General features: G+C 73.8%; 25 protein-coding genes and 1 tRNA gene. 12 read left to right on the top strand and 14 right to left on the bottom strand.

Features of this window, described 5'->3' with window-relative positions:
* Positions 1 to 18: 18 nt before the first annotated feature.
* Together ACZ4NT_RS00380 and ACZ4NT_RS00375 are read right to left on the bottom strand one after the other, a co-directional pair.
* The gene (locus ACZ4NT_RS00380; RefSeq protein WP_467722424.1) at positions 19 to 2,130 is read right to left on the bottom strand and encodes a YfjP family GTPase; all 2,112 of its coding nucleotides are present in this window, start codon (positions 2,128 to 2,130) and stop codon (positions 19 to 21) included.
* Positions 2,127 to 3,734, bottom strand: coding sequence for a dynamin family protein (locus ACZ4NT_RS00375; protein WP_121403001.1), 1,608 nt, complete (start codon positions 3,732 to 3,734; stop codon positions 2,127 to 2,129). Before ACZ4NT_RS00375 ends, ACZ4NT_RS00380 begins: the two co-directional genes overlap by 4 nt.
* Before the next feature lie 314 nt (positions 3,735 to 4,048).
* On the opposite strand from ACZ4NT_RS00375, the gene ACZ4NT_RS00370 reads away from it, so the two are divergent.
* Positions 4,049 to 4,124 (top strand) — tRNA-Arg (locus tag ACZ4NT_RS00370).
* 382 nt (positions 4,125 to 4,506) lie between these two features.
* Here ACZ4NT_RS00370 and ACZ4NT_RS00365 read toward each other — a convergent pair.
* Positions 4,507 to 5,100, bottom strand: a complete 594-nt coding sequence (locus tag ACZ4NT_RS00365; protein ID WP_467722422.1) for a TetR family transcriptional regulator — start codon at positions 5,098 to 5,100, stop codon at positions 4,507 to 4,509.
* 67 nt (positions 5,101 to 5,167) lie between these two features.
* Here ACZ4NT_RS00365 and ACZ4NT_RS00360 point away from each other — a divergent pair, with 67 nt between their 5' ends.
* Entirely contained in the window at positions 5,168 to 5,698 is a 531-nt protein-coding gene (locus ACZ4NT_RS00360) for a GNAT family N-acetyltransferase (RefSeq protein WP_467722420.1), read from the top strand.
* 292 nt (positions 5,699 to 5,990) lie between these two features.
* Here ACZ4NT_RS00360 and ACZ4NT_RS00355 read toward each other — a convergent pair whose 3' ends face one another.
* On the bottom strand, positions 5,991 to 6,146 hold the full coding sequence (locus ACZ4NT_RS00355; RefSeq protein ID WP_467722418.1) for a hypothetical protein: 156 nt from the start codon (positions 6,144 to 6,146) through the stop codon (positions 5,991 to 5,993).
* 191 nt (positions 6,147 to 6,337) lie between these two features.
* Between ACZ4NT_RS00355 and ACZ4NT_RS00350 the strand changes: the two genes are divergently transcribed.
* Positions 6,338 to 6,610: a chaplin gene (locus tag ACZ4NT_RS00350; protein ID WP_121402998.1), complete on the top strand. Its 273-nt coding sequence runs from the start codon at positions 6,338 to 6,340 to the stop codon at positions 6,608 to 6,610.
* Positions 6,611 to 6,689: 79 nt separating this feature from the next.
* Here ACZ4NT_RS00350 and ACZ4NT_RS00345 read toward each other — a convergent pair whose 3' ends face one another.
* From ACZ4NT_RS00345 to chpG, 9 genes are all read right to left on the bottom strand, one after another.
* A complete protein-coding gene (locus ACZ4NT_RS00345) occupies positions 6,690 to 7,556 on the bottom strand; it encodes a tyrosinase family protein (protein WP_121402997.1) in 867 nt (288 codons plus the stop codon).
* Entirely contained in the window at positions 7,540 to 7,998 is a 459-nt protein-coding gene (locus tag ACZ4NT_RS00340; RefSeq protein ID WP_121402996.1) for a tyrosinase family oxidase copper chaperone, read from the bottom strand. The genes ACZ4NT_RS00345 and ACZ4NT_RS00340 overlap by 17 nt, the downstream gene beginning before the upstream one ends.
* Before the next feature lie 99 nt (positions 7,999 to 8,097).
* Positions 8,098 to 8,607, bottom strand: a complete 510-nt coding sequence (locus ACZ4NT_RS00335) for a hypothetical protein (protein ID WP_121402995.1) — start codon at positions 8,605 to 8,607, stop codon at positions 8,098 to 8,100.
* A 140-nt stretch (positions 8,608 to 8,747) separates the two neighbouring features.
* Positions 8,748 to 9,377, bottom strand: a complete 630-nt coding sequence (locus ACZ4NT_RS00330) for a vitamin K epoxide reductase family protein (RefSeq protein WP_121402994.1) — start codon at positions 9,375 to 9,377, stop codon at positions 8,748 to 8,750.
* Positions 9,377 to 9,874 carry a DUF5949 family protein gene (locus ACZ4NT_RS00325; RefSeq protein WP_467722414.1) on the bottom strand — a complete coding sequence of 166 codons (498 nt, stop codon included), beginning with the start codon at positions 9,872 to 9,874 and terminating at the stop codon, positions 9,377 to 9,379. The genes ACZ4NT_RS00330 and ACZ4NT_RS00325 overlap by 1 nt, the downstream gene beginning before the upstream one ends.
* Before the next feature lie 196 nt (positions 9,875 to 10,070).
* Entirely contained in the window at positions 10,071 to 10,310 is a 240-nt protein-coding gene (locus ACZ4NT_RS00320; protein WP_121404727.1) for a chaplin, read from the bottom strand.
* Between the two features lie 87 nt (positions 10,311 to 10,397).
* The gene (locus ACZ4NT_RS00315) at positions 10,398 to 10,706 is read right to left on the bottom strand and encodes a hypothetical protein (RefSeq protein WP_121402992.1); all 309 of its coding nucleotides are present in this window, start codon (positions 10,704 to 10,706) and stop codon (positions 10,398 to 10,400) included.
* Positions 10,707 to 10,936: 230 nt separating this feature from the next.
* Positions 10,937 to 11,608 (bottom strand): hypothetical protein, encoded by a 672-nt coding sequence (locus ACZ4NT_RS00310; protein ID WP_467722412.1) that lies wholly within the window; start codon positions 11,606 to 11,608, stop codon positions 10,937 to 10,939.
* A gap of 222 nt (positions 11,609 to 11,830) precedes the next feature.
* The gene (chpG, locus tag ACZ4NT_RS00305) at positions 11,831 to 12,070 is read right to left on the bottom strand and encodes a chaplin ChpG (protein WP_121402990.1); all 240 of its coding nucleotides are present in this window, start codon (positions 12,068 to 12,070) and stop codon (positions 11,831 to 11,833) included.
* Between the two features lie 302 nt (positions 12,071 to 12,372).
* Here chpG and ACZ4NT_RS00300 point away from each other — a divergent pair, with 302 nt between their 5' ends.
* The 9 genes from ACZ4NT_RS00300 (at position 12,373) to ACZ4NT_RS00260 (ending at position 23,287) form a co-directional block, all read left to right on the top strand.
* Complete coding sequence (locus ACZ4NT_RS00300; RefSeq protein WP_467722410.1) at positions 12,373 to 13,479, top strand: DUF3344 domain-containing protein; 1,107 nt, start codon at positions 12,373 to 12,375, stop codon at positions 13,477 to 13,479.
* Positions 13,480 to 13,519: 40 nt separating this feature from the next.
* A complete protein-coding gene (locus ACZ4NT_RS00295; RefSeq protein WP_121402988.1) occupies positions 13,520 to 14,764 on the top strand; it encodes a glycosyltransferase in 1,245 nt (414 codons plus the stop codon).
* Complete coding sequence (locus tag ACZ4NT_RS00290) at positions 14,761 to 16,194, top strand: sugar transferase (RefSeq protein ID WP_121402987.1); 1,434 nt, start codon at positions 14,761 to 14,763, stop codon at positions 16,192 to 16,194. The genes ACZ4NT_RS00295 and ACZ4NT_RS00290 overlap by 4 nt, the downstream gene beginning before the upstream one ends.
* Before the next feature lie 52 nt (positions 16,195 to 16,246).
* A complete protein-coding gene (locus tag ACZ4NT_RS00285) occupies positions 16,247 to 17,584 on the top strand; it encodes an O-antigen ligase family protein (RefSeq protein ID WP_467722866.1) in 1,338 nt (445 codons plus the stop codon).
* On the top strand, positions 17,581 to 19,533 hold the full coding sequence (gene murJ / locus ACZ4NT_RS00280) for a murein biosynthesis integral membrane protein MurJ (RefSeq protein ID WP_467722407.1): 1,953 nt from the start codon (positions 17,581 to 17,583) through the stop codon (positions 19,531 to 19,533). The genes ACZ4NT_RS00285 and murJ overlap by 4 nt, the downstream gene beginning before the upstream one ends.
* Entirely contained in the window at positions 19,517 to 20,281 is a 765-nt protein-coding gene (locus tag ACZ4NT_RS00275) for a polysaccharide deacetylase family protein (protein ID WP_183116842.1), read from the top strand. Before murJ ends, ACZ4NT_RS00275 begins: the two co-directional genes overlap by 17 nt.
* Complete coding sequence (locus ACZ4NT_RS00270; protein ID WP_121402985.1) at positions 20,281 to 21,411, top strand: glycosyltransferase; 1,131 nt, start codon at positions 20,281 to 20,283, stop codon at positions 21,409 to 21,411. Before ACZ4NT_RS00275 ends, ACZ4NT_RS00270 begins: the two co-directional genes overlap by 1 nt.
* Positions 21,411 to 22,076, top strand: coding sequence for a lipopolysaccharide biosynthesis protein (locus ACZ4NT_RS00265; RefSeq protein WP_121402984.1), 666 nt, complete (start codon positions 21,411 to 21,413; stop codon positions 22,074 to 22,076). Before ACZ4NT_RS00270 ends, ACZ4NT_RS00265 begins: the two co-directional genes overlap by 1 nt.
* A gap of 119 nt (positions 22,077 to 22,195) precedes the next feature.
* Positions 22,196 to 23,287, top strand: coding sequence for a GNAT family N-acetyltransferase (locus ACZ4NT_RS00260; protein ID WP_467722865.1), 1,092 nt, complete (start codon positions 22,196 to 22,198; stop codon positions 23,285 to 23,287).
* 52 nt (positions 23,288 to 23,339) lie between these two features.
* On the opposite strand, the gene ACZ4NT_RS00255 is transcribed toward ACZ4NT_RS00260, so the two are convergent.
* Entirely contained in the window at positions 23,340 to 24,716 is a 1,377-nt protein-coding gene (locus ACZ4NT_RS00255; protein WP_121402983.1) for a glycosyl hydrolase, read from the bottom strand.
* Between the last annotated feature and the right edge of the window lie 54 nt (positions 24,717 to 24,770).

The raw sequence follows: 24,770 nt of genomic DNA, 5'->3' as shown, positions 1-24,770 counted from the left end.
GTCCGTTCGGACCACCCCCTAGACGCGCGTCCCCACGACCCGCCCGAACTGCTCACGCACCTCCCGGTACCGCAGCAGCTCCGCCGCCACCGGGTCGAGCACCCGGGCCCGTCCGCACCCGGCAGCCGACTCGCGCAGCCGCCGCTCCGCCTCGAGCCCGTATCTGCGGGCCGGGCCGCGCGCCGCCAGCTTGCTGCTCCACTCCACGACGGGACCGCCGACGATGCCCGCCGCCATCAGCAGCACCGGCACACCCAGGTTGGGCGACATGAACCCGATGATCTGCCCCAGCAGCCACGAGCCGCCCACGACCTGAAGGATCGTCATGCAGGCCTGCGCGAACACGGCCACGGGCCACCAGCCGGGCCGCGGCGGACGTCCCGGCGGACCTCCCGCCCGCACCGCGAGCTCGTCCAGCGCCTCCGGAAGTCCCTGGGCGCCCCGCGCCGCCGCCTCGCGCACGGCCTGGGCCCAGGGCGCGGGCAGCCCGTAGGCGGCGCGCTCCGCGACCGTACGCACCGCCTGCTCGACCCGCTGACGCGCGGTCGCCTCCTCGTCCGCGGGCGCCCGGACGGGCAGCCGGCCGGTCGGGGGTTCGCGCCGGTCCTGGTACCAGCGCCAGAGCCGCAGCCAGGGAGTGCCGCACGCGCGGTTGGCGTTGCGCAGCCACGCGCGCTCGGCCGCGTCACCGGCGGCGGTGGCGCCGACCGCGTCCGCGAGCCGGTCGGCGAACTCGTCGCGCGCCTCCTCGCTGAGCCCGGCGCGCCGGCCCGTCGCGTAGACGGGCCACAGCCGGGCCGCGGCCACGTCGAGGTCGGCGGAGATCCGGCGTGCTGCGGCGCCGCGCTCGGCCACGAACTGACCGAGCGCCTCCCTCAGTTCACCGACGCCGTCGCCGGTGAGACCGGACACCGCCAGCACGGTGGCGCCCGGCTCGCCGTACTCCCCGAGGGCGATCCCGTCCTCGTCGAGGAGCCGTCGCAGGTCGTCGAGGACCTGGTCGGCCGCCTCGCCGGGAAGCCGGTCCACCTGGTTGAGGACCACGAACGTGACCTCGGCGTGCGCCGCCATGGGCCGCAGATAGCGCTCGTGCAGGACCGCGTCCGCGTACTTCTCGGGGTCGACGACCCAGATGACCGCGTCGACCAGCGCCAGGATGCGGTCCACGTGTTCGCGGTGCTGGACGGCCGCCGAGTCGTGGTCGGGCAGATCGATCAGGACGAGGCCGCGCAGCTGCGACTCCGCCTCCGGGCTCTGCAGGGGCCGCCGGCGCAGCCGGCCGGGGATGCCGAGGCGGTCGATGAGCGTGGCCGCGCCGTCGCTCCAGCTGCACGCGATGGGGGCGGCCGTGGTCGGGCGGCGGACGCCGGTCTCCGAAATGGCCACTCCGGCGAGCGCGTTGAAGAGCTGGGACTTTCCGCTGCCGGTGGCCCCGGCGATGGCGACCACCGTGTGCTGCCCGGAGAGCCTGCGGCGGGCGGCGGCCTCGTCGAGGACCCGTCCCGCCTCGGAGAGCGTCCTGCTGTCGAGCCGGGCGCGGGAGAGGCCCACGAGTTCGCGCAGGGCGTCCAGGCGCGAGCGCAGCGGGCCGTCGTAGGCGAGCGGGGCGGGCGGCGCCTGCACGGTGGGCCTGGCCTCCACGACGGGCGTCTCCTGCGGGGTGTCCGTCTCGGACACCCGTCGTGCGATCAGGCCGTCGTCCCAGGCGGGCCCGGACTCGGGGGCCGGGGCGGTCTCGGCGGGGTCCGGGGCGCCGCCGCCCTTCTCGTCCTTGTCGCCCCTGCCCCTGCGGGTGATGAACCTGATCGGTTTGATCGCCCGGCCCGACCCGGTGGATCCGTCGTCCTTGCCGGTGCCGTCGTCCTTGCCGGCCTCCGCCCGCGTGGGGCGCGGGTTCTCCTTGTCGCGCTCCACGCGCGCGTGGTCGCCTCCCGGAGAGGCGTGCCCGGCGGATCCGTCCCCGGGGGTTTCGTGTCCGGCGGCGCGGCCGCCCTCGGCCTCCGCCGGGGAGCCGGTTTCGGAACGCGCGCCCCCGGGGCGGCCGTTGTCGGAAGCGCCGTCCTCGGAGGGGTCGTCTCCGGGGCGGTCGGCGTGATCCGTGCGGTCAGTGACAGCAGTCACCGCGGTCACCTCTCCTTCTGCAGTACGGACAGCGCGGCGATGAGTTCGGCCTGGGGTTCGGGGTGTACGTCGAGTGCGTCGAGGGGCGCGAGACGGCGCTCGCGCTCGGTGTGCAGGGCCTGGTCGAGGTAGTCGGTGAGCAGGCGCCCGCCCCGGTCCCGCAGCCGCAGGGCGCCGTGCGCGCCGATCCGTTCGGCGAGCCCCTCGCCGGCCGCTCTGCCGCGGCGGCCGCCCAGGAGCGTGGTGGCGACCAGCGCGGCCACCACCTCGGCGTCCGGCGCGACGCTCTTGTCGAGGTCGCGGACCTCCTCCTCCGCGTACTCCTCCAGGACCCGCCGCCAGCGCCGTACGGCGATCCCGATGCGGTGCTCGGCGCTCTCCAGGCCCGGGTCACGGTCCGTCAGCCCGGGTGCCCGGGCGGCCGGTTCCCGGCGCCAGGCCTCGTCGATGCGTTCGTCGGCGGCGGTGACGGCACAGAGCAGCAGCGCGCCGAGGCTCTCGACGAGCGCGTCGAGCAGTTCACCGGCCGTGCAGTCCAGGGGGTACGCGCGCCACCGCTTCAGTGCGTCCCCGGCGAGCACGGCGCCGGCCTGCAGACGGCCCCGTACCCGCGTGTACTCGCTGTCGTAGGCCCCGTCCACGGCGGCGGTGAGCCGCAGGGCCGCGGCGTACTGCGCGGCCGCCGCACCGGCCAGCTCCGGCATCCGGGACTTCAGCGAGTCGAGGACTCCGTAGGCGGTGCGGGCCATCGCCTGGTGGCGGGCCGCGGGGTCCTGCACGTGATGGGTGAGCCAGGTCCGCAGCGGCGCCACGGCGGTGGCCGGGAGGAGTCCTCCGCCCCAGGCCGACTCGGGCAGCTCGGGCACGGTGAAGCGGGGTACGTCCCCGAGGCCGGCCTTGGCCAGCAGGGCGCCGTACTGCCGCGACACCTCGGACACCACCTGGTGGGGCACCCGGTCGAGCACGGTGACCAGGGTGGCCTGGTTCTCCTTGGCCGTCCGCAGCAGATGCCACGGCACGGCGTCGGCGTACCGGGCGGCCGTGGTCACCATGACCCAGATGTCGGCGGCGCAGATCAGTTCGGCGGCGAGGACGCGGTTGTCCGCGACCAGGGAGTCGACGTCGGGTGCGTCGAGGAGGGCGAGGCCCGGGGGCAGGGTGTCGGCGGTCTCGATGCGCAGGACCCGCTCGCCGCGCTCGACGGGTGTGTGCATGTCGTCGCCCGGCTCCTGGTGGGGCACCCACACGCGCGTGAGGTCGGGCAGCACCCGCATGCCGCTGAACCAGTGATGGTCCTCCGGATGACAGACCAGCACCGGGGTGCGCGTGGTCGGCCGCAGCACTCCCGCTTCGCTCACCCGGCGTCCCACGAGGGAGTTCACGAGGGTCGACTTGCCGGCTCCGGTGGATCCGCCCACCACGGCCAGCAAGGGCGCTTCGGGTTCTCTCAACCGGGGCACCAGATAGTCGTCGAGCTGTGCGAGCAGTTCGTCGCGGTTGGCACGCGCGCGGGGAGCCCCCGCCAGGGGCAGCGGGAAGCGTGCGGCGGCGACACGGTCGCGCAGGGCGGAGAGTGCGTCGAGCAGCTGAGGCCGTACGTCCAAGGTCACCACATGCGAAGAATGCCCAATTTTGGAGGCTTTCTGAAGCATATGGGTATGTCTGCGCGCCGACCGGACAACAGGGGGCGGAAGGGACGACTGGGGCGCAGGCATAACGAGTGCACAACACCCGGTGCGCCGGAGGCCAAAAGCGGTGCACGATTCGTACCTGCCTGCGATTATCAGGACCGCTTCACCGAACCTCCACATCGAGCCACGGAGGGGAAGCACCAAGGACAAGGACGCGGGAGCCCTATCCTTGTCCCCGGCAAGGTCACGGATCAGCCCCCACAAGGGCAGCACCAGGACACAGGCCACCACACCCGGCCCCCGTAGCTCAGTGGATAGAGCAGGCGCCTTCTAAGCGCTTGGCCGCAGGTTCGAGTCCTGCCGGGGGCGCCACTGGGAGCCCTCCCTCCGGGAGGGCCTTTTTGCTGTTCAGCGCATGTTCCACACGTCATGACGAAGCTCCGGCCCCCCTCCCGGCGATCATGGGGAGGTTCCGTCGCTGTCCGACTGTCACCGGGTTTCGCGGGTGGCCCTGTCGCATACGCGTCGAAGTCTCCGGCGAGGAGCCTCAACCCGCACCGGACGGCTCGCGTGGATCCCCCGCGGTCTCCAGACGCCGTTACAGGTCGGGCAGCTGCCCCTCGACGCACCGCGCGCAGGTGACCGGCAGCACCGGCACGTGCGCTCACTGCACCATGCCCGGCGGATGACCGAACCCGCGAGGACGCCGCCCGTCCCTCCCTGGAACAGAGCCCGGCATCGGGCGAGTCGGGCGTCAGCCGCCCGTGTCGCCGGCGTGCAGCAGGGCGAGCTGGTGCTTGACGGCCCCGGTGAGCCGCGCGTCGTCGTCGGTGGCCAGGAGGTCGAGCAGGGCGCCCCGCAGGACGGCCAGGGCCAGGGTCCGACGGGTGGCACCGTCCTCGCTCTCGCGCTCGGCCGGCGGCTGGAAGCCGGCCAGGACGCCGAGCCAGTCCTCCACGGTCGCCCGGGCGAATCCCGCCCAGGCCCCGTCGGGCTGGACGACGGAGCGGGTGTACGCCTCGGCCCACAGTCGCAGCAGCGGCCGATGCTCCGTCGCGGCGAGCCATGTCCAGAGCCGTTCGACGGCGGGCACGAGTCCGGCGGGGCTTTCGGGCTGCTGGGCCCGGTCCAGGAGTGCCAGCTCGTCGGCGCGGGCGCGCGCCAAGAGCGCCCGCAGCAGGCCGTCCTTGCTCTCAAAGAGGAAGAGCAGGACCCGTGGGCTGGAGCCGATGGCCTCGGCGAGCGGGCGCAGTGACAGGTCGGCCAGGCCGTGGGCGAGGGCGTACCGGTAGGCCGCTTCCAGCAGTTCGGACTGCCGGGCGGAGGGGGTTGGCGCTTCCTGAGACATGCAGTTAGCCTAACTGAAACAACTGTTTCAGTGACGCGGTTCGATCGCAGGGCCAGGAGAGCAGCGCATGCATCAGCGAGATCAGAAGCACGTCGTCCTACGCCGCGCCGACCGTCCCGGCGACCTGGGATGGGTGGTGATGGCCCACGGCGAGGCATACGACCAGCAGTTCGGCTGGAACACCGACTTCGAGGCCCTGGTCGCCCGGATCGTCGCCGACTACGGAACCAAGCACGACCCGGCCCGAGAGGCGGGCTGGATCGCCGAGGTCGACGGCCGACGCGTGGGCTGCATCTTCCTCGTCGCGGGCGACCGGCCGGAAGTGGCAAGGCTGCGCATTCTGCTCGTCACCGCCGAGGGCAGGGGCCTTCGCCTCGGGACGCGCCTGGTGGAGACGTGCCTCGCCTTCGCCCGTGAAGCGGGCTATGAGCAGGTAACGCTGTGGACCAACGACGTGCTCACGGCCGCGCGCAAGATCTACCGGAGCTTCGGCTTCACCCTCGCCGACGAGGAGCACCACCACAGCTACGGCAAGGATCTTGTCGGCCAGAACTGGACCCTCGACCTGCGCATCGGCGCGACGGACAGCGACAGCTGACCACGCTGCGAAGTCCGACCGGGCCCCATCGTGGCCGCCGTTGGCCGATGGATGGCAACCCGTCGGCTCGACCGGGCCGTTGAGACTCCACCGATCGCCCTGCCTCCATCAGCGACGCCGCGAAGACGGTGGTTGCAGATCGGTACGCACCACCTGTTGGGCACGGCAGAGCCCCGGGTGCCTCCTCGACGATCAGGGAGGGCGTCGGGGCCTGCGCGCTGTCGCCCGGGTTCGCGGGTGGCCGTGTGGGATGCCTGTCGAAGCGGAGGTCTCCGCGTGTGCCACCTGCAGCTCAGTCCCCGTACATGAGATCCCTGCCGCCGCCGGCCTCGATCAGCCAGAACAGCGAACCGCTGCCGAACGGCCGGCCGCTGGTGGCGACTTCGACCCAGCCCTTGCCCGGCTCATCGGCCGCCGCGCCCCACCACCAGCTGCGATCGCCACCCATGCCCTCATCGGTCGGGGCGAAGCAGTGGAGCCGGCCCGACAGCGTCCAAGGCTCCCGACCGAGGGCCGACTCGGCCGCCGTCGCCAAGGGTGACGCACCCCCGCTCGCCGTTACCACCGGTGATCGGGCGCGTTGAAGGGGCGTGCGGCCGCGATCGTGCAGCCGTACTCACCGAGGAGAAGGAGAACGTGATGTCTCGCATCGCGAAGGCAGCCACCGTCGCTCTGGGCACCGGCGCCGTGGTGCTCAGCGGGGCCGGCCTGGCCACCGCGGACGCCGGTGCCGGCGCCGCGGCCGCGGGCTCGCCCGGCGTCCTGTCCGGCAACGTCCTGCAGGTTCCGGTCCACGTGCCGATCAACCTGTGCGGCAACACCGTCGACGTCATCGGCCTGCTGAACCCGGCCTTCGGCAACAGCTGCGTCAACAAGAGCCACGACAAGCACGACGGCGGTTACGGCCGCTGAACCGGCCCTGATGCGTGAAAACGACCCCCGGCAGCGGTACCGCCGGGGGTCTTGCACGTCGGCCCGGAGTGGACCCGCGCTAGCCGTACCGGTAGATCGCGCCCACGTCCTCCATCTGATCGGGCGTCACGTTCCACGGAGGCATCGCCTCGTGCCGTGCCACGATCCGCCCGTGCTGTGAACTGCCCAGCCCCGGTGGGCGGGCGGGCAGATAGCGCGCTCCGGGGTGCCGGCGCTGCCAGCGGGTCCAGAGCAGGTCCACGAAGGCGTGGTGCAGCCAGAAGACGGGATCGTTGACGGAGGCGCCGCCGAGCATGTGGCCGCCGACCCAGCGGTGCACGCGGTTGTGGTTGCGCCAGGCGGCGCTGCCGCGGCCCGGTCCCCACCCTTCCAGCCGGTTGCGGAACCCCCGCGCCGACGTCGAGTTCCAGGGCTCGGTGTCGTAGACCGGGTCGTCCAGCGCCCGGGCCAGGTCGGCCGCGGTCGGCAGGGCGATCGGGTCGTGGGGCCGACCGAAGTCCCGGGTGAGGTACTCGACGTCGGTCACCCCCTCCCTGATCTTCCACTTGCCGTGTCCGTACGCGAAGGGCCCGGTCATGACCCGGTGGTCGGAACGCCGCCCGTTGCCGCCGAGCAGGTCCGACGTCCAGGGCGAGGCGGACGGCGTGCGGCTGCGGGTCCAGTCCCAGTAGGGCACGCTCACCGAGGGGTCCACCCGGCGCAGCGCCCGCTCCAGGTCGAGCAGGAACTTCCGGTGCCAGGGCAGGAAGGACGGCGCCATGTGGGCCGCGCGCAGGCCGTCGTCGCCGTCGGAGACGTAGTACTCGATGTGCGTCCGCACGAACTCGTCGTACTCGCCGCGGCGTTTGACCTCCAGCAGCGCGGCGACGAACCTGCGCCGCTCGGCACGGGTCAGGGAACTGACGTCCCTACGTGTGTACGCCATCGCGCCTCCCCCCGGCGGCCGGGTCGCGCAGCCGCTGGGAGGACCCCAGGGCGTCGACGGCCGCGCGGGCCGCCGCGAGCGGGGTGGGGTAGGACTCGTAGTGGTCCACCATGCTCAGGTACGAGCCGTCGGCGCGCCGCATCAGGTGCAGCGGCCGCCCGTCCACGGTGACCTGCCACTGCCCGCTGTCGGGGGCGGCGGCGCCCGCCCCGGGCCGGACACCGTGGATGCGGCGGCCGCGGTAGGTCTCACCGAAGGTGTCCGCCACCTCGGACGGGTCGGACACCACCTCGTCGCCCCCTGCCGGCAGCGTCGCCGCGACCACCGGGACCGCGGACACCGCGACGAACGAGGCGAACACGGCGCGCATGGCGTTCCGGCGGGTTCTGTTCCCGACCTCCACCGGACCGGCCGGCTTCACCGGCACTCTGCTGACGGACATCGTTCTCTCCTTGTCGGATCCCGTGGCGGCGGCCGCCCGGTGGGACGCGGGTGCCGGGGTCCGGACGGCCGAGCGCCCGGCCCCTGCCCTCGCGTGGGGCTACTCCCCGAACCCGAGATTCATCCCCGGCGCCGTCTGCAGCAGCGGGGTGAGCACGGCGGCCTGGGGAACCTTCGGGTCGGGCAGGCCGAGGTGGTCGGGGTTGGGGGCGGTGAGCGGGGTGTCCGCCGACAGCCCCGGGGTGAGGGTCCTGAGGTCGGACGCGGGGGCGTCGACGGTCAGGTACTCGAACTCGTCCCCGAGCGCCTGCGGGAGCGGCGCCTGCAGGTCCGCACCGAGCAGTCCGGCACTGATCGGGAGCTGCGGAAGGGTCCGTTCGGGCATCAGGCGGCCCGTCACGTACCGCGGCCCCTCCGGGCTGCCCGGCACGGGCACCGGCAGCTCTCCGGCGACCCGGGGCAGCTCCATGCCGAGGGCACGCTCCGCGCCGCCCAGCGGTACCGGGACGGGAACGACGGGGGCCGCGGCGGCGGGCGTCGCCGCGGCGCCGACCGAGGCCGCCACACCGGTCAGGACGGCGGCGAGGGTTACTCGAGTGCTGGACTTCATCTCAGGTACGGTCCCTTTCAGGATTCGGGGCAAAGCGTCCGTACCGCGTAACGATCCCGACGACGGCATCAGCGGAAGATTCCCCCGACGGACGCAGTAATCGGACCGACGGCCATCCGGCCATCACACGAATACGATGATCAGCTCGTCCAGAAGTCCCACCATCGGGTCAGGATCAGCATCCCGACGACGCCGATGTGCACGGCCGGCAGGACCCAGGTGAACTCGGTGAGGAAGTCCCTGAGCCACTGGGGTGCGGGCAGGAAACCGTGGCGCACGTTGGACGAGGTCACGTACCAGAACATGAGGATCGTGGCGACCCACGCCAGACAGCACCACAGGCACAGCGAGTTGATCCGGTACAGCGACTCGAACTGCAGCCAGGAGACGAAGCCGACCCCGAAGAGCGTGCCCGCGTCGAACACGAGCCAGTACCAGCGCGGGAAGACGGCCCCGGCGAGCAGGCTCACGCCGACGCAGATCACGATGCCGTAGGCGACCAGCCCCATCATGGGGTTCGGGAAGCCGAAGGCGGAGGCCTGGTCGCTCTTCATGATGTTGCCGCAGGACACGACCGGGTTGAGGCTGCAGCCCGGCACGAAGCCCGGGTCCTCCAGCAGCTTGAACTTGTCGATCGTGATGACCCACGCGGCGAGCAGACCGGCCGCCCCGGTGATCACCAGCAGCAGCGCGAACGCTCGGCTGCCGCCCACCGCCCGCGCCCCGGTGTACGGCCCGGCGCCCGCCGCCGGCCCGGCAGTGGCCGCCATCAGGCGTGGGCGCGGCGGACGGGCAGGAGCACGTGCGCCGCGCTGTTCAGGATGTCCTCGTCCCCCGCGAACGCGGTCAGGCTCTCCGGTGCGACGGGCTTGCCGGGCTCCGCCTCGGGCCACGGGCGGGTGGCGAACAGGAAGTAGGCGTATCCGCGTTGCCCCACGGCCGCCAGCCACTCCGCCGGCACCGCGCAGCGGGCGTTGAGGTACGGCATGTCCACCACGGCCTCGCCCTCGTCGAGGAGGAGGGTGAGCGGCAGGTCCGGCTGCTGGGTGCCGTCGAGGATTCGGTCGTCCTCCCACAGTCCGTTGCCGCGCAGGAGTTCCTCGACGGCGGCCGTGGAGGCCTCCGGGCCGCCTTCGCCGTCGCCCAGGGTGTAGGCGAGGAGGTAGGGCATGTCGCCGTCGGGGGCCGCGCCGCTGAAGGCCATGACGACGAGCGTGCCGAGCTCGGCGGCGCGGAAAGGACGGGTGTGGCTTGAGGCTGAGGTCACCGCAGGACCCTATCCAGGCAGGAGAATCGACCCGGCCGCCTCATCACTCGCCCGAGTGACGCGGCCGTGGCGACCACCCGAACGAGGGACCGTCGTCGAACAGGGCGAAGGGCCGGTTCCGCACCACGGGGAACCGGCCCTTCGCCGTCGGTACGCCGCCGGGTCGGTGTGTCGGCTCACCCACCGGCGTACGACGTCACTTGTTGACGCAGACGTTCCCGGCAGCCGGGTTGAGAACGCCGATGACGTCGATGGTGTTGCCGCACACGTTGACCGGGATGTGCACGGGAACCTGGATGACGTTGCCGGAGAGGACGCCCGGGGACTTGATGGCGGCACCTTCGGCTTCGGCGTCCGCGAACGCGGTGCCCGCGGCGGCCCCCATGGACATTCCCACGGCGGCGACGAGCAGAGCGGCCTTCTTGACGGTGTTCATCATCGGTCCTTTCTTGGAGGTTTGCTCGGGCAGCCTATAAACGGCCCCGCGGAGCTTTCCGTAAGGACACGCAATAAAATGAACCGATTAACCGTTGAGGGGAAGTCCGCCGAGCAGGAGATCCGACGGGCTGCTGACCGTGTTCAGGGTCTTCGTCGCGCCGTTCACCGTGCTGAGCGCGGAGTCCTTGTTCTCGGTGTCGAGCGCGTCCGACTGGTGCTGCAGGGGCTGCAGGTCCTTCAGGTCCACCGAGCGCTGGCTGGCGATGGTCTCCACCGCGCCGTTCAGGCCTCCGTTGAGGCTGGTGGGCGCGGCGTCGTACGCGAAGGCGGGAGCGGCGGCACCCGCGGCGACGAGGGAACCGGCAACGACAGCGGCGGCCTTCAGGGACTTCATCGTGTTCCTTTCTTCGGCAACTCGCGTCGCCAGGAGGAATTCAATACACAGGCAGTGCTTGTGCCTGGTCTCTCACTTCACCCTGGTTAACGAGCCCTTCAGGGACCGGAAACCCCGCGTCCGGCACATTCCTGGAAGCCACCCGAATGAACGGCGTGTCTCATTCTCATATAAAACAGCCGTCGTGCCGGCCTCTCGGTCGGCACGACGGCGGGGGCCGCAGGCCCGGGTCAGGCACCGGCACCCAGGCCCAGCAGGGACAGCAGGCCGGTCCTGGGCGGCGCCGATCCGTTCGGCAGGTCCGTCGACGTCGAGGTGCCCGGCAGCCCGGACTGACCGGAGGCGGCCGTGTCCTTGCCGACGCCCGTGGAGACGACGACGTCGACGAGCCCGGTCACCAGGTCCGCGGCCGCGGGCTGCACCTTGTCGTACTCACCCGCGTCGATCGCCTGGGAGAGGGCGTCCAGGCCGGTCTGCAGCTTCGCGAGCAGGGGCTCGACGTCCGCGGCGTCCTCGGCCCGCAGGTCGTCGGCGTCCGGTGTCGCCGTCCCGGCGGCGGCCCCGTCGGCCGTCGGTGACATGGCGGTCTCCTCGGCGATCTCGGCGACCGCGGTCTTCGCCGCGTCGGTGAGCTCGGTCATCTCGTCGTCGGAGAGCCGGCCGCCGTCGGCCGTGAGCACGGTGCCGAGCAGGTCGGTGACCGGGGTGAGCACACCGCCGAGACCGGCGAGGGCCGTGACCTCGGACAGCAGCCCGTCCGCGCCGGGGTCGGGAGCCGCGCCGTGGGCGCGGCCACGCTGCGGGGCGCCCTCGTCCGCGAGGGCGGCGGGGGCGGCGATCCCGAGCAGGAGCATCGCGCAGAGCGCGGAGGACGCGAGGCGCCGGGCGGGCAGAGCAGGCATGGAGGTTCCCTTTCGATGGTCGCGAGGAGCTGTGTGATCACCGTGGGAGCGGTGATCTTGTCCTGCAACCGATCGCGCCGCCACCCGGGCGGCCAAGGCGGACGTCGTCCCTGGTGAGACACGGTGTCACCGCGCGCATACCCCCTCCGTCCATTCGGGGCAACGCGAACCGGCCGTCCTCCCGTCGGGGAGAACGGCCGGCCGAAGGGTCCGTGACCCGCGTCAGTCGTTGACGCAGACGTTGCCGAACGCGGGGTTCAGCAGGCCGATCACGTCGACGGTGTTGCCGCAGACGTTGACCGGGATGTGGATCGGAACCTGCAGGACGTTGCCCGACAGCACGCCCGGGGAGTTGGCGGCGGCGCCGTGTGCGTCGCTGTCGGCGGCGGCGATGCCGGCGGTGCCCGCCACAGCGGCGGCGGCAACGGAGGTCAGGGCCAGGCCCTTCGCGATACGCGACATGGAGAGGTGCTCCTTGGGGGTCGACACAACATGCGGGCGGAGATGCCCGGCGTTGTGTCAACGCGCGGCGCACGTCCGGGTTGTGCCTCCAAAGGGGTGATGTCACAAGTGACGGGCTTCACCATTCCGACACACTTCGGCGGTTTGCCAGATAAATACGGACAACGGCTAGAGTGGCGCTCCTCCTGGGGCCGCCGGGAACCACGGGACGGAACGGGGGAGCCGACGCGACACCGGTGCGCTCCGCCCGTCGTCCGTCCGCCGGTTCAGAACCTTCACAGCTCGGAAGGGCAACGCCGATCATGCGCCATTCCCCGAGTCGTCTGCTGCGCCGTGCCTTGGTCGGCTGCCTCGCCCTGAGCACGCTCTGGGCTCCGGGCGGCCCCGCGACCGCCGCGCCGTCCGCCGCGGAGGCGGAGCATCTCCCGTTCACGCAGCGCTATCACGCGCTGCAGCACGGCGGGATCGTCCGGGCGGCCAACTCGTCCATCACCTGCCGCACGACGCCCGGGCCCGCACGCGCCCCCTCCGCACCCTCGTGCGCCGCCGCACGAGCGGGCGGGACGGCCGCGAACCACGACTTCGACATGTTCTACATCGACGTCGACAACGACCCGAACACCTACAACTCCAGCCGGGGCGAGGTCCGTCTGCCGCGGGGCGCGCGCGTCACGTACGCGCGTCTGTACTGGGGCGGCAACCTCCGGGTGGGCGAGCAGAAGCCCCCGAAGGACAACGCGCGCGTGCTGGTCGCCGAGCCCGGCGGCCGCTACAAGGCGGTCCTCGCGGACACCGTCGTCGGGCACCGGGTGGCCCGCGGAGCGGACGCGTTCCAGGCCTCCGCGGACGTCACCGGGCTGGTGCGGGCGAGCGGTTCGGGGCTGTACACGGTGGCGCAGGTCAACGTGGCGATGGGCCGCTCGGCGGCCGGCGCCTGGGGCGGCTGGACGCTGATGGTGGCGTACGAGCGGGCGGCCGAGCCGCTGCGGCACCTGGCGATCTGGGACGGCTTCGCCCCGCTCGGGCCGGGCGCGGACCAGGTGGCCGGGGTCCGCGGGCTGCCGCTCGGCCGGGGCGCCGGCGGCCGGGCGGGCCTGGTGGCCTACGACGGCGATGCCGGCAGCGGCGGCGACTCGCTCATGCTGTCGACCGGACACGGCAGGGTGACGGCGCTGAGCGACGCCGCCAACCCCGCCGACGACGTGCTGAATTCGACGATCAACGAGCCCGGACCTGCTGCGGCGCGGCGTGCGCCCGCGTTCTCGAACACCCTCGGATACGACTCCGACGTCTTCGATCTGGGCCCCGCCTTGCGGCGCGGCGGTGACCAGTTGGCCTTCCGGCTCGTTGCGCAGCGGGACGCGGCCTGGGCCGGGGCGCTCTTCGTCGCTGTCGACGCCAAGCAGTGACGCGCTCCCGCCGGCGCCGTCCGTGAGCGAGGAACCGCGTATGCCACTGTCACCGACCGACCCAGCGACGCGGGTCCTGCATGTCACCCAGCCCGTCGACGGCGGTGTCGCCCGCGTGGTCGTGGACCTGGCGCGGGCGCAGCTCGCCGCCGGTCTGCACGTCACGGTCGCCTGCCCGGAGGGCGGCGGCCTCTCGGACACGCTTCGCATACTCGGCAGCGACGTACGGCGGTGGCGGGCGACGCGTTCGCCGGGGCGGCGGCTGGCGTCGGAGCTGTGGCAGCTCGGCAGGATCGTCGACGAGACGCGGCCGGACGTGGTGCACGCGCACAGCGCCAAGGCCGGACTCGCGGTGCGGCTCGCCCTGCGGGGCCGGGTGCCGACGGTGTTCCAGCCGCACGCCTGGTCGTTCGAGGCGGTCGGGGGCGCCACCGCCTCCCTCGCGCTGCGGTGGGAGCAGTGGGGGGCGCGCTGGGCCTCCCGTGTCGTGTGCGTCAGCGAGGCGGAACGGAGGACCGGCTCCCGGTCCGGGGTGGCCGCTCCGTGGCGCGTGATCCCCAACGGCGTCGACCCGGCGCGCTTCCGGCCGGCGGACGCGCGCGCCGTGCGGGCCCGGATTCCGCTGCTCGCGGAGGCGGGCGGCGCGGGCCCGCTGGTGGTGTGCGTGGGACGGCTGTGCCGGCAGAAGGGGCAGGACGTCCTGCTGGCGGCGTGGAGTTCGGTGGTCCGGCGGGTGCCGGGGGCCCGGCTCGTGCTGGTCGGGGACGGACCGGACCTCGATGAACTGCGCGCTCGCGCGCCCGAGTCCGTGCTGTTCGCCGGGGCCGCCGCCGACGCCGTGCCCTGGTATCAGGCCGCCGATCTGGTGGTGCTGCCGTCCCGCTGGGAGGGCATGGCGCTGGCCCCGCTGGAGGCCATGGCCTGCGAGCGCCCCGTCGTGATCACCGACGTGGACGGCGCCCGCGAAAGTCTTCCGCCGGGGCTGCACGACCGGTGCCTGGTGCCCGCCGAGGCGCCGGGCCCGCTGGCCGAGGCCCTCTGCGGTCTGCTGTCCGATCCACCGCTGCGCGAGTCGCTCGGCCGTCGGGGGCGTCGCCACGTACTGGCCACGCACGACGTACGGCGTACGGCCTGCGCGGTCACGGCCGTGTACGGCGAGCTGCTCGTCGCGGCCCCCGCCGGGAGCCGCAGGGCGTTCGCCGCCGGCTCCGGCGGGCACGCCTCGCGCGCGGAGTTCGCCGCGCGCGGGGCATACAACGAGTGCAGGGAGTCCATCCACACGTGACTGCGGAAAGCACCGTTCCCTCCCCCGGCGGACAGCCACGGGAGCACGGATTCTCGCCCGTCTCGGTCATCCCTCCGCGCGAGGCCGCCGACGGCTTCAGATTTCCCGCCGGCCGGCGGACCTCCGTACGGCGCACCGCACGGTGGCCGCTGCCCGCGGTGGACGCCGGTGCGGCGCTCCTCGCGTCCCTGGTGCTGACCGGGACGCAGCGTCATCCGCTCCTCGTCGGCCTGCTGCTGGCCGCCGTGGTCGCGCTGAACGCGCACGCCTCGCTCTACCGGCCCGCGGCCGTGCCGGCGGTCCTGGACGAACTGCCCGCCGTCTGCGCGCGGATCGCCGTGGGCTGGTGCGTGCTCGGCGCCCTGGTGGCGGCGCTCGCACCCGCCGACGCGCTGTCCGCCCGGACGCTGGCGCTCGGGTGCCTGCTGCAGTCGGCGGCGAGCTGCGCGGGCCGCGGCGCGGTCCACTGGCGGCGGCGCAGGACGCTGGTCCGGCGTCCCGGGGCGGCTCTGGTGATCGGTCCCGCGGCGACCGCCCAGCGGGTGGCCGCGGCCTTCCTGCGCCACCCGCGCTGCGGGGTGCGTCCGGTGGGCATCGTGGACCGGCAGCCGTCCGGCGGCGAGGGACTTCCGGTGCTGACCACGGGCGAGGAGGTGCAGCGGGCGCTCATCCAGAACGGCGTCCAGGCCGTCCTGGTCGTCGGACGCCGCGCCGAACACGGCCCGCTGCTGCGCGCGTTGGGCGAGTCCGGCTGCGCACTCTGGGAGGTCGACGCCGAATCCCCGTCGTACGACGTGCACGGGGAGCGGCTGGCCGGGTTCGCCTGCCGGCGCATCCGCGTGACCGGTCCCCGGGGCGGTGTCGGCAAGCGGCTGCTCGACGTGCTGGTGTCGGGGGCGCTGCTGCTCGCGGTCAGCCCGGTGCTGCTGGTGTGCGCGGTCGTGGTGCGGCTGGCGGACGGGCCCGGAGTGGTCTTCCGGCAGGAGCGCATCGGCAAGGACGGGCGGCCCTTCACGCTGCTGAAGTTCCGCACCCACCGGCCCGTCGACGCGCACGAGGCGGCGACCCGGTGGAGCGTGGCGAACGAGCACGAGATGAACCCGTTCTGCCGCTTCCTGCGCCGGACCTCGCTGGACGAGCTGCTCCAGCTGTGGAACGTGTTCTGGGGCGACATGAGCCTGGTCGGGCCGCGCCCCGAACGTCCCTACTTCGTGGCCGAGTTCAGCCGGACGTACCCCGGCTACGCGACCCGTCACCGGATGCGGACCGGGATCACCGGCCTCGCCCAGGTGCACGGACTGCGCGGTGACACCTCCATCGAGGACCGCTGCCGCTTCGACAACGCGTACATCGACGACTGGTCGCTGTGGCAGGACGTGTGCATCCTGCTGCGCACCGCCGTCGCGCTCGTCCGTCCGACGGGGAGCTGAGCCGGTGACCGTCAGGTGGACGCCCGTCGTGCCGGTGGTGGCGGTGGTCGCGATGCTCGCGCTGCCGGTCGCTCCCGGCGGGGAGGGCGGCGCGACCGTCGCCGACGCCGCCTCCGGGCTGCTGGTGGCGTACTGCGTCATCCGTCTCGTACGGCAGCGGCGGCGCCCCCTGACGCGTGCGGCGGCCGTGATCCTCGCGCTGCCCGTGGTCGGCTTCGCGGCCGCGGCGGTCGGGGCGGCGTCCCCGGGGGCCGGACTCACCGGCTTCGGCCGCTGTCTGCAGGTCTTCGTGCTGGTCCCCGCAGCGGTGGTGCTGCTGCTCCGGGACCGGCGCGACTTCCGGCTGCTCGCCTGGGCGTTCGTCGGCCTGGCGCTGTGGCAGGGGGCGATCGGGGTGCACCAGTACGCGACCGGGACCGGGGCCTCGTACATGGGCGAGGAGATCCGCGCCGTGGGCACGTTCGGCGCGGCGGACGTCATGGGAATGGCGACCGTGGTGGCGTTCGGGCTGGTGTGCGCGGTCGGGACGGCCCTCGGCACCGGGCCCGCACGGCAGCGGGCCGTCGCGGCGGCCTGCGCGCTGGTCCTGCTCGCGCCGCTCGCGCTGTCCTTCAGCCGGGGCGCGTGGATCGCGACGACCGTCGCGGTCGGGGCGCAGCTGGCGCTGGCCGGGATGCGGCGTGCGGTGAAGGTGGGCCTGGTCGTGACCGCCGTGGCCGTCGTCCTGGTGGGCGGCGTGGGGGTCGGTACGGCCATGCTCCAGGAGCGGATCAACAGCATCACGCAGGTCACGGACGCGCCGGACCGGTCGGTGACCGACCGGTACACGATGTGGGCCGCGGCGGTCGGCATGTGGCGGGAGCACCCGGTGACCGGCGTCGGCCTGAAGGGCTTTCCCGAACACCGGGACGGACACGCCTCGTTGGCGCTGTCGTCGGGCAGCGACACGGAGGGCGCGGGCGCCGCGTTCCGCAAGCAGCCGCTGCTCTCCCCGCACAACATGTACCTGCTGGTGCTGAGCGAGCAGGGGCTCCTGGGGCTGCTGGCGCTGGCGGGAAGCTGGCTGGCGCTGCTGGTCTGCGGGCTGCGCGGGCTCGTCCGGGTCCGGCGGGAGGACCCCGCGGTGCGCGGCGGCGCGGGGAACGGTCCAGGGCTCGACTGCGCGCTCGTCGCGTGCGGGCTGCTCCTGTGGCAGCTGGTGGACTTCGCGTACGGCGACATCGGCGGCCCCTCGACGGTGCTGACCGCCGTCTGCTTCGGACTCGTGGCCTGGTGGGCCCTCATGGATCCCGCCTCCGCGCGCCCGGGCGGGTTCGCTGCCGGGCGCGCCTATCCGCCCGGCCGGCCGGGCGCGACCGTGGGCTGTTCCGGGGAGGCCGCGGCGCGATGACCGTGACGCCTCGCAGGACCGACGACGCGGCGACCGTTCCCCCGGCGCGTACGGGCTCGTCCCCGGCCGCGGCCCCGGGCCCGCACGCCGGCACCGGGTCGGGCCGGGCGGCCGGTCCCGGCGCGGGCACGGCGACGGCGGCCCCGGCGGGAGACGCCGAGGTCTCGGACGCGGGGTCCGGTCCGGCCTCGCGCCGCTTCCTCGCCCGGGCCGCCCTCGTCACCGTCGGCCTGTCCATCGTCGGGGCCCTGCTGGGCCTCGGCCGCGACCAGGCGCTCGCCCACCTCTTCGGGGCCGGGAGCGACACGGACGCCTTCCTGGTCGCCTGGACGGTGCCGGAGTTCGCGGCGACGCTGCTGATCGAGGACGGGCTGGCCTTCGTCCTCGTACCGCTGTTCAGCCGGGCCGTGGCGCGCCGGGCGCGGGGAGGCACCGGCGATCCGGTGCGCTCGCTGGTCGCCACCACGCTGCCGCGTCTGACGCTGGCCTTCGTGGCGGCGTCGGCCCTGCTGATCGCCGGGGCACCCTACGTCGTCCAGCTGCTGGCGCCGGGGCTGCCCGACCCGGGCCTCGCGGTGGACTGCACCCGGCTGACGGCCACCTGCGTCCTGAGCTTCGGGCTGGCCGGCTACTGCAGCGCCGCACTGCGCGCGCACCGCCGGTTCGTGGCTCCCGCCGCCATCTACGTCACGTACAACGCCGGCATCATCACCGCGATGTTCGTCCTGGGCGGGCGCTGGGGCGTGCGGTCGGCGGCGGCCGGGGTCGCGGTGGGCGGCGCGCTCATGGTGGCCGCGCAGGTGCCGTCGCTGTGGCGGCAGGTCCGGGGGCGGGCGCGCGGCGAGCGCGGACGGACGGCTCGCCACGGACACCCGCCCGTGGACGGCGCCCCGGGGCGGCCCGCCGACGTCCTTCATCCGGCCGGGGACCGTCACCCGTCGGCGGTCGGCGCCCGGGCCGAGGGCCCGCAGCCGTCGACGGACGTCGCCCCGGCCGGGGACCCGCGCCCGTCCGTGGACGGCGTCCCGGAGCGGCCGGCCGATGCGGGTTCCCGGGCGGCCGGAGACGACGGTTCCGGGGCGCGTGCCATGGACCTGACGCTGGTCGCCACGGTGCTCCTCTTCGCGCTGTTCCGGCAGTCGCAGGTCCTCGTCGAGCGTTTCCTCGCCTCGTCGCTCCCCGCGGGCGCCATCTCGCATCTGAACTACGCCCAGAAGGTCGCCCAGATGCCGATGGTGCTCTCGCTGATGCTGTGCACCGTCACCTTCCCCGTGGTGGCGCAGGCCCTCGCGGACGGTGACACCGAGCGGGCCCGCGACCGGGTGGAGCGCGATCTGGCCGTCGTGTCCTGCACCGTGCTCCTCGGCGCCGCGGCGGTCGTCGCCTGTGCGCCGCAGATGATCCAGCTGCTGTTCCAGCGGGGCGCGTTCGGCGCCGGGGACACCGCGGCCACCGCCGCCGTGATGCGCGTGTACGCCCTGGGCCTGCTCGGCCACACCCTCGTGGGCGCGCTCGTCCGCTCGTACTTCTCGGCGGGCCGGCCCACCTGGTACCCGCTGTGCGCGATGGCGGCGGGGATCGTCACCACCAGCGGTGTCGGCGCCTGGGCCGTGGGCCCCTGGGGCGTGTGCGGGATCGCCGCCGCGAACGCCCTCGGCATCACCCTCTCCGCCCTGCTCCTGCTCGCCGGCATGGGCCGGCGCGGGGTGCCGATCCGCACCCGCCGGGTCGTGGCCGAGATCGGCCGGCCGGCGCGGGCGGCGGTGGCCGCGGCCGCCGCGGGGGCGTTCTGCGCGAGCCGTGTGGACTCCCCGCTGCCCGCCCTCGCCGTCGGCGGCACGGCCGTCGTCCTCGTCTTCGTCCTGGTGGCCTGGGCGCTGAACGCCCAGGCCGTCGCCCCCGCCCTCCGTTCCGTGACCCGAAGGTTCCCGCATGTCCGTTTCCGTTGACACGGCACGAGCACGACGTGCCACCAGAGGTGCCGGCACTCCCCCGTGGGTGGCGATGTACCACTCCGTGGGCGACTGCTCCGACGATCCGTACCGCATCACCGTCTCGCCCGACCGCCTGGACCGCCAGCTCGGTCTGCTGCGCCGCCGGGGTCTGCGGGGCGTGAGCACGGCCGAGCTGATCGCGGCACGTGCCCGGGGCGAGGACCGGGGCCTGGTGGGCCTCACCTTCGACGACGGCTACGCCGACTTCGTCGACCACGCCCTTCCGCTGCTGCGCCGCCACGGCTGCGGGGCCACCCTCTTCGTACTGCCCGGGCGACTGGACGGCGAGAACGCGTGGGACCCGCTCGGCCCCCGCAAGCCGCTGCTCGGCAAGCAGGGCATCCGGGTCGCCGCCGCCTCGGAGGGCATCGAGATCGGTTCGCACGGACTCACCCACGTCGACCTGACCCGGGCCGACGACGCCCTGCTGCGCGCCGAGGTCGCCGGGAGCAGAGCGCTGCTCTCGGATCTGATCGGTGCTCCCGTCGACGGCTTCTGCTATCCGTACGGCACCGTGGACCAGCGGGTCGTCGACGCCGTACGAGCGGCCGGCTACCGCTACGCCTGCGCGATCGATCCCGGGCCGCTGACCGGCCTCTTCGCGCTGCCCCGCGTCCATGTCGGGGAGAACGACACGGCCGTGCGCCTGCTGCTCAAGCACAAGCTCCACCGCCTGCGCCGCCGCTCCGCCGAGGGGGTCTGATGAAGGCCCTGCACGTCATCACCGGCCTCGGCGTCGGCGGCGCCGAGCAGCAACTGCGCCTGCTGCTGCGGCATCTGCCGGTCGACTGCGACGTGGTGACGCTCACCAATCCGGGCAGCGTGGCCGACGGCCTCGCCGACGACGGGGTGCGCGTCCTCCACCTCGGGATGACCGGCAACCGCGACCTGTCGGCGCTGCCCCGCCTGGTGAAGATCATCCGGACGGGCGGCTACGACCTGGTCCACACCCACCTCTACCGGGCCTGCGTGTACGGCCGGGTCGCCGCCCGCCTCGCGGGGGTGAAGGCCGTCGTGGCGACCGAACACTCCCTCGGCGACTCGCAGATGGAGGGCCGCGCGCTCACCGCGGGTGTCCGCGCGCTCTACCTGGCCAGCGAACGCCTCGGCAGCTCCACCGTCGCCGTCTCCCCCACGGTCGCCGACCGGCTGCGGCGCTGGGGTGTGCCCGCACCGCGCATCGAGATCGTGCCGAACGGCGTCGACGTGAGCCGCTTCCGCTTCGACCCGGTGCTGCGCGAGCACACCCGCCGCCGGCTCGGCCTGCCGGAGGGCGCGTACGTCGTCGGCGGCGTCGGCCGGCTCGCGGCCGCCAAGCGTTTCGACGTGCTGGTCCGCGCCCTCGCCGAACTCCCCGACGACTACTGGCTGCTGCTGGTCGGCGGCGGCGCCGAGGAGAGCGTCCTGCGGCGCGCCGCCCAGCGGGCGGGCGTGTCGGACCGGGTCCTGCTCACCGGCGAGCGGCCGACGGGCGGCCTCCCCGGTGCCGACCTGCCGTCGCTGATGGCGGCGATGGACGCACTGGCCTCGCCCTGCGCGGAGGAGGCCTTCGGGCTCGCCGTGGTCGAGGCCCTGGCCGCCGGACTGCCGGTGCTCTACGTGTCCTGCCCGGCGATCGAGGACCTGCCGCCCGGCGCCGCGCTCGGCGCGCGACGGGTGCAGGGCGGCGCCGAGTCGTTCGCCCGGGCGCTGGAGAAGGTCCGCGCCGAGGGCCCCCGGCCTCGTACGGCGCCCGAAGCCGCCCACCACTACTGCATCACCCGCAGCGCCGCCCAGCTCATGGACGTGTACGCGGCCGCGGTCTCCTGCACCTCTCTGGGAGTGAGTTCCTGATGACCGACCACCACACCGGACCCCACCGCCGGGCCGCCCGGCCCTCGGCCCTGACCCGGGCACGCGCCCTGCCGCCCTCGGCGCTCCTCGCGGCCGGCGCCCTGCTCGGCGGGCTGGCCGGCGGCACGTACGGCGTACTGACGCCGGCGACGTACACGGCGACCAGTTACGTCGTCGTCGTCCCGACCGAGAAGGGGGATCCGGCGGCGGCGCTCGGCTTCGCGCAGGCGTACGGCCGGGTGGCCACGCAGCTCGCGGTGCTCGGCGACGCCCAGGTGTGGGCGGGGGTGCCGGTCGGGACGCTCCAGGAGAGCGTGCGGACCGCGACCTCGCCGGACGCCCCGATGGTCTCCGTGACGGCCACCTCCTCGCGTCCGGACCTGGCCGCCGACATGGCGAACGCCGTCTCGCGCTCCCTGACCCGGCACGCCAACGACACCAAGAGCAGCACGAACGTGGAACTGCTGCAGTTCTCGCGTGCGGTGAAGCCGGCCGAGGCCTCGTCCGCGTCCCCCGCCCTGACGGGCCTGGTGGGTGCCGCCGCGGGCGGGCTGCTGGCCGGGCTCGCGCTGCTCGTGCGGCCCCGGCGGACCACCGACGACGCCGCGCGGGCCGCGTCCGTGCCGTCGCCGGCCGTCGCCGCCGACGCCCACGGACAGCTGTGAGCACCGAACGGGCGGGCCAGGTCACGGCCGAGGCGACCGACGGGCCGGCCCCGCCCACCGTCCCGGCCCCGGCGCCCACCCCGGAGGCCGCAGGCGGCGGTGCGGGCGCCGGCGTCCCGCTGGTCGCCGAACTCGTCACCGACGAGCGCGCGTTCGCCGCCCTGGGGGCAGCCTGGGAGCGGCTGCACCGGCGCTGCTCCGCGGCCACCCCGTTCCAGAGTCACGCCTGGCTGCACTCCTGGTGGCTCTCGTACGGCACGCCAAACGGACTGCGGCTCTTCGTGGTCCGGGAGGGCGGCGAACTGCGCGCCGTCGCCCCGCTGATGCGCGTACGGCGTCCGCTGCCGGTCCTGGTGCCGCTGGGTGGCGCGATCTCCGACTACGCGGACGTGCTGCTGGACGACGAGCACGCCGAACGGGCGGCGCGGGCGCTCGGCGAGGCGCTGGCGGCGGCGGCCCGTACCGCCCTGATCGACTTCCGGGAGGTGCGGCCGGGCGGCGCGGTGGAGCGGATCCACCAGCAGTGGGCCGGTCCACGGCGCAGCGTGCGGGACTCGGTCTGCATGGAGCTGCCCGCCCTGCCGATGGAGGAGTTGCTGGGCCGGCTGCCGGCCTCGCGTGCCCAGCGGGCGCGCGCCAAGCTGCGCAAGCTCGCCGCCCTCGGCATCGAGCACCGCGTCGTGGCGCCGGACGGGGTGGAGGCGGCGCTGCACAGGCTGCTGGAGCTGCACCGGCTGCAGTGGCAGGGCCGCAAGGTGACGTCGGAGCATCTGCGGCCCCGTTTCGTCGCCCACCTGGTGCGGTCGGTGAGCCGGATGGCGCGCTGCGGGGAGGCCCTCGTGACGGAGTTCGTGCTCGACGGCGCGGTCGTGGCGGTCGATCTCACGCTGCTGTCGCGGCGGCTGTCGGGCGGCTATCTGTACGGCTCGGATCCCCTGCTGCGGGAGCGTAAGGCGGACGTGGCGACGATGCTGCTGCAGGCCTCCGCGCAGGAGGCGGTCGACGGCGAGCGGCGCGTGCTGAGCCTGCTGCGGGGCGCCGAGTCGTACAAGTACCGCTGGCGGCCGGAGACGGTCGTCAACCGGCGGCTGCTGATGGCCCGGCGGCGTACGGCTCCGCTGCTGCTGGTGGTTCTCGCCCGCGTGGCCGTCCGGAGCCGGTGCAGGGATCTGGTGCACCGCTGGAGGGAGCGCGGTGGCGAGGGGTCCTGAACGACCCGTCGCCACCGGGGGGAGCGCCCGGCGGGCGCTCCCCCCGCGCGGGTCACCGGTTGCGCGACCACCAGTCGAAGCGGAGGCAGAGCTTGCCGCCGATCCAGTACTCGACCCAGTCGCCCAGTTCCACCGGCGAGCAGTTGGCCGGGCGTTCGGGGGTAGGGGTTGCCGGCGGCTTGGGCGTCGCCGGGGGTGTCTTCGTCGGCGGTGCGGTGGGCTCGGGAGTCGGATCGGTGCGGCCGGAGAGCACGGTGCGGTAGATCTCGGACGCCCTGGGGTTGTCGTCGCACTGCCACACGCCGTGCGGGCAGTAGTCGGTGACGGTGTTGTAGAGCGGCTTGTGCTCGTCCATCCAGGTGAGCATGCGCTTCATGTAGGTCGCGTTGTCACCGTTGCGGAAGAGCCCCCATTCGGGATACGAAATGGCCTTGCCGTGGGCCTTCGCGAAATCGACGTGCGCCTGCAGGCCGTACGGTTCTTTCACCTGTTCGTCGAATGACAGACCCTGCGGCTGGTCGTAGGCGTCCATGCCGATGATGTCGACCGTGTCGTCCCCCGGATAGCACTGCGTCCAGGGAATGGCGTCCCGGCCGCGGTTCGGAGTGAAGTCGAACCGGAATTTCTGGCCCGGCACCGAACGCATGGTCGTGACGATTCTGTTCCAGTACTTCTTCCACGCCTCCGGATCGGGACCGCAGCGATGGGTGTACGTGATGCCGTTCATCTCCCAGCCGAGCACGACGACGGTGTCCGGCACCTTCAGCGCGACCAGGCGCTCGGCCAGGGCGCGGAAGTGCCGGTCGTAGGCGCCGGACGCCCCCTCGCCCAGCAGTCGGCGGACCTCGGCGTCGGAGACGTGCCCCTCGTTGCGTTCCAGCATGGGGACGTTGAGGACCAGGAGCCGGTCGGCCTTCTCCCGGCGCCAGTCCGCCCAGGCGTCGAGGAAGCCGGGCGCGCCCTCGATGTTGCTCCAGCGGTCGCCCGGCAGGTACGTGTGGCCGACGCGGAGTTCGGTGCCGCCCAGCCACTCGCTGAGCCGGGCGATCCTGGCCACGCCCCGGGGGCCGTAGTCGAGGTAGGCGCCGAAGGCCGGGCGGGGAGCCCCGGGTCGCGGCTGCGGGGGTGCGGTCGTCCCGGTCGGCGGGGCCGCCGGAGGGGCGACCGGCGGGGTGACCGGCGGCGCGACCGGCGGGTCGGCGGGCGCGGGCAGGGTCACCGGGCCCGTGGCGGGGGGCGCGGGCACCGAGGCGGGCGTCGTCGGGGCGGGTGTCGCCGAGGCGGTTCCGGGTCCCGGGGGTTCGGCGGCCCCCAGGGCCCTCGCGCCCACGGCGTGTCCGGCTCCCGATGCCAGGGCGAGCGACGCGACGACCGCGGCCGCGACGAACGCCGACCGGCCGGCCCGGGGCCGTTGCTGCTGTGCGGCCATACCTGCTCCTCTCTCCACTCTTCTCCGCTGTTTCTCCGTCGAGCTGTGCCGTCA

The sequence above is a fragment of the Streptomyces sp. NPDC026417 genome (assembly GCF_055567695.1).
Note: the sequence above shows the minus strand (reverse complement) of the source record. Positions and strands in the feature narration are given on the sequence as shown.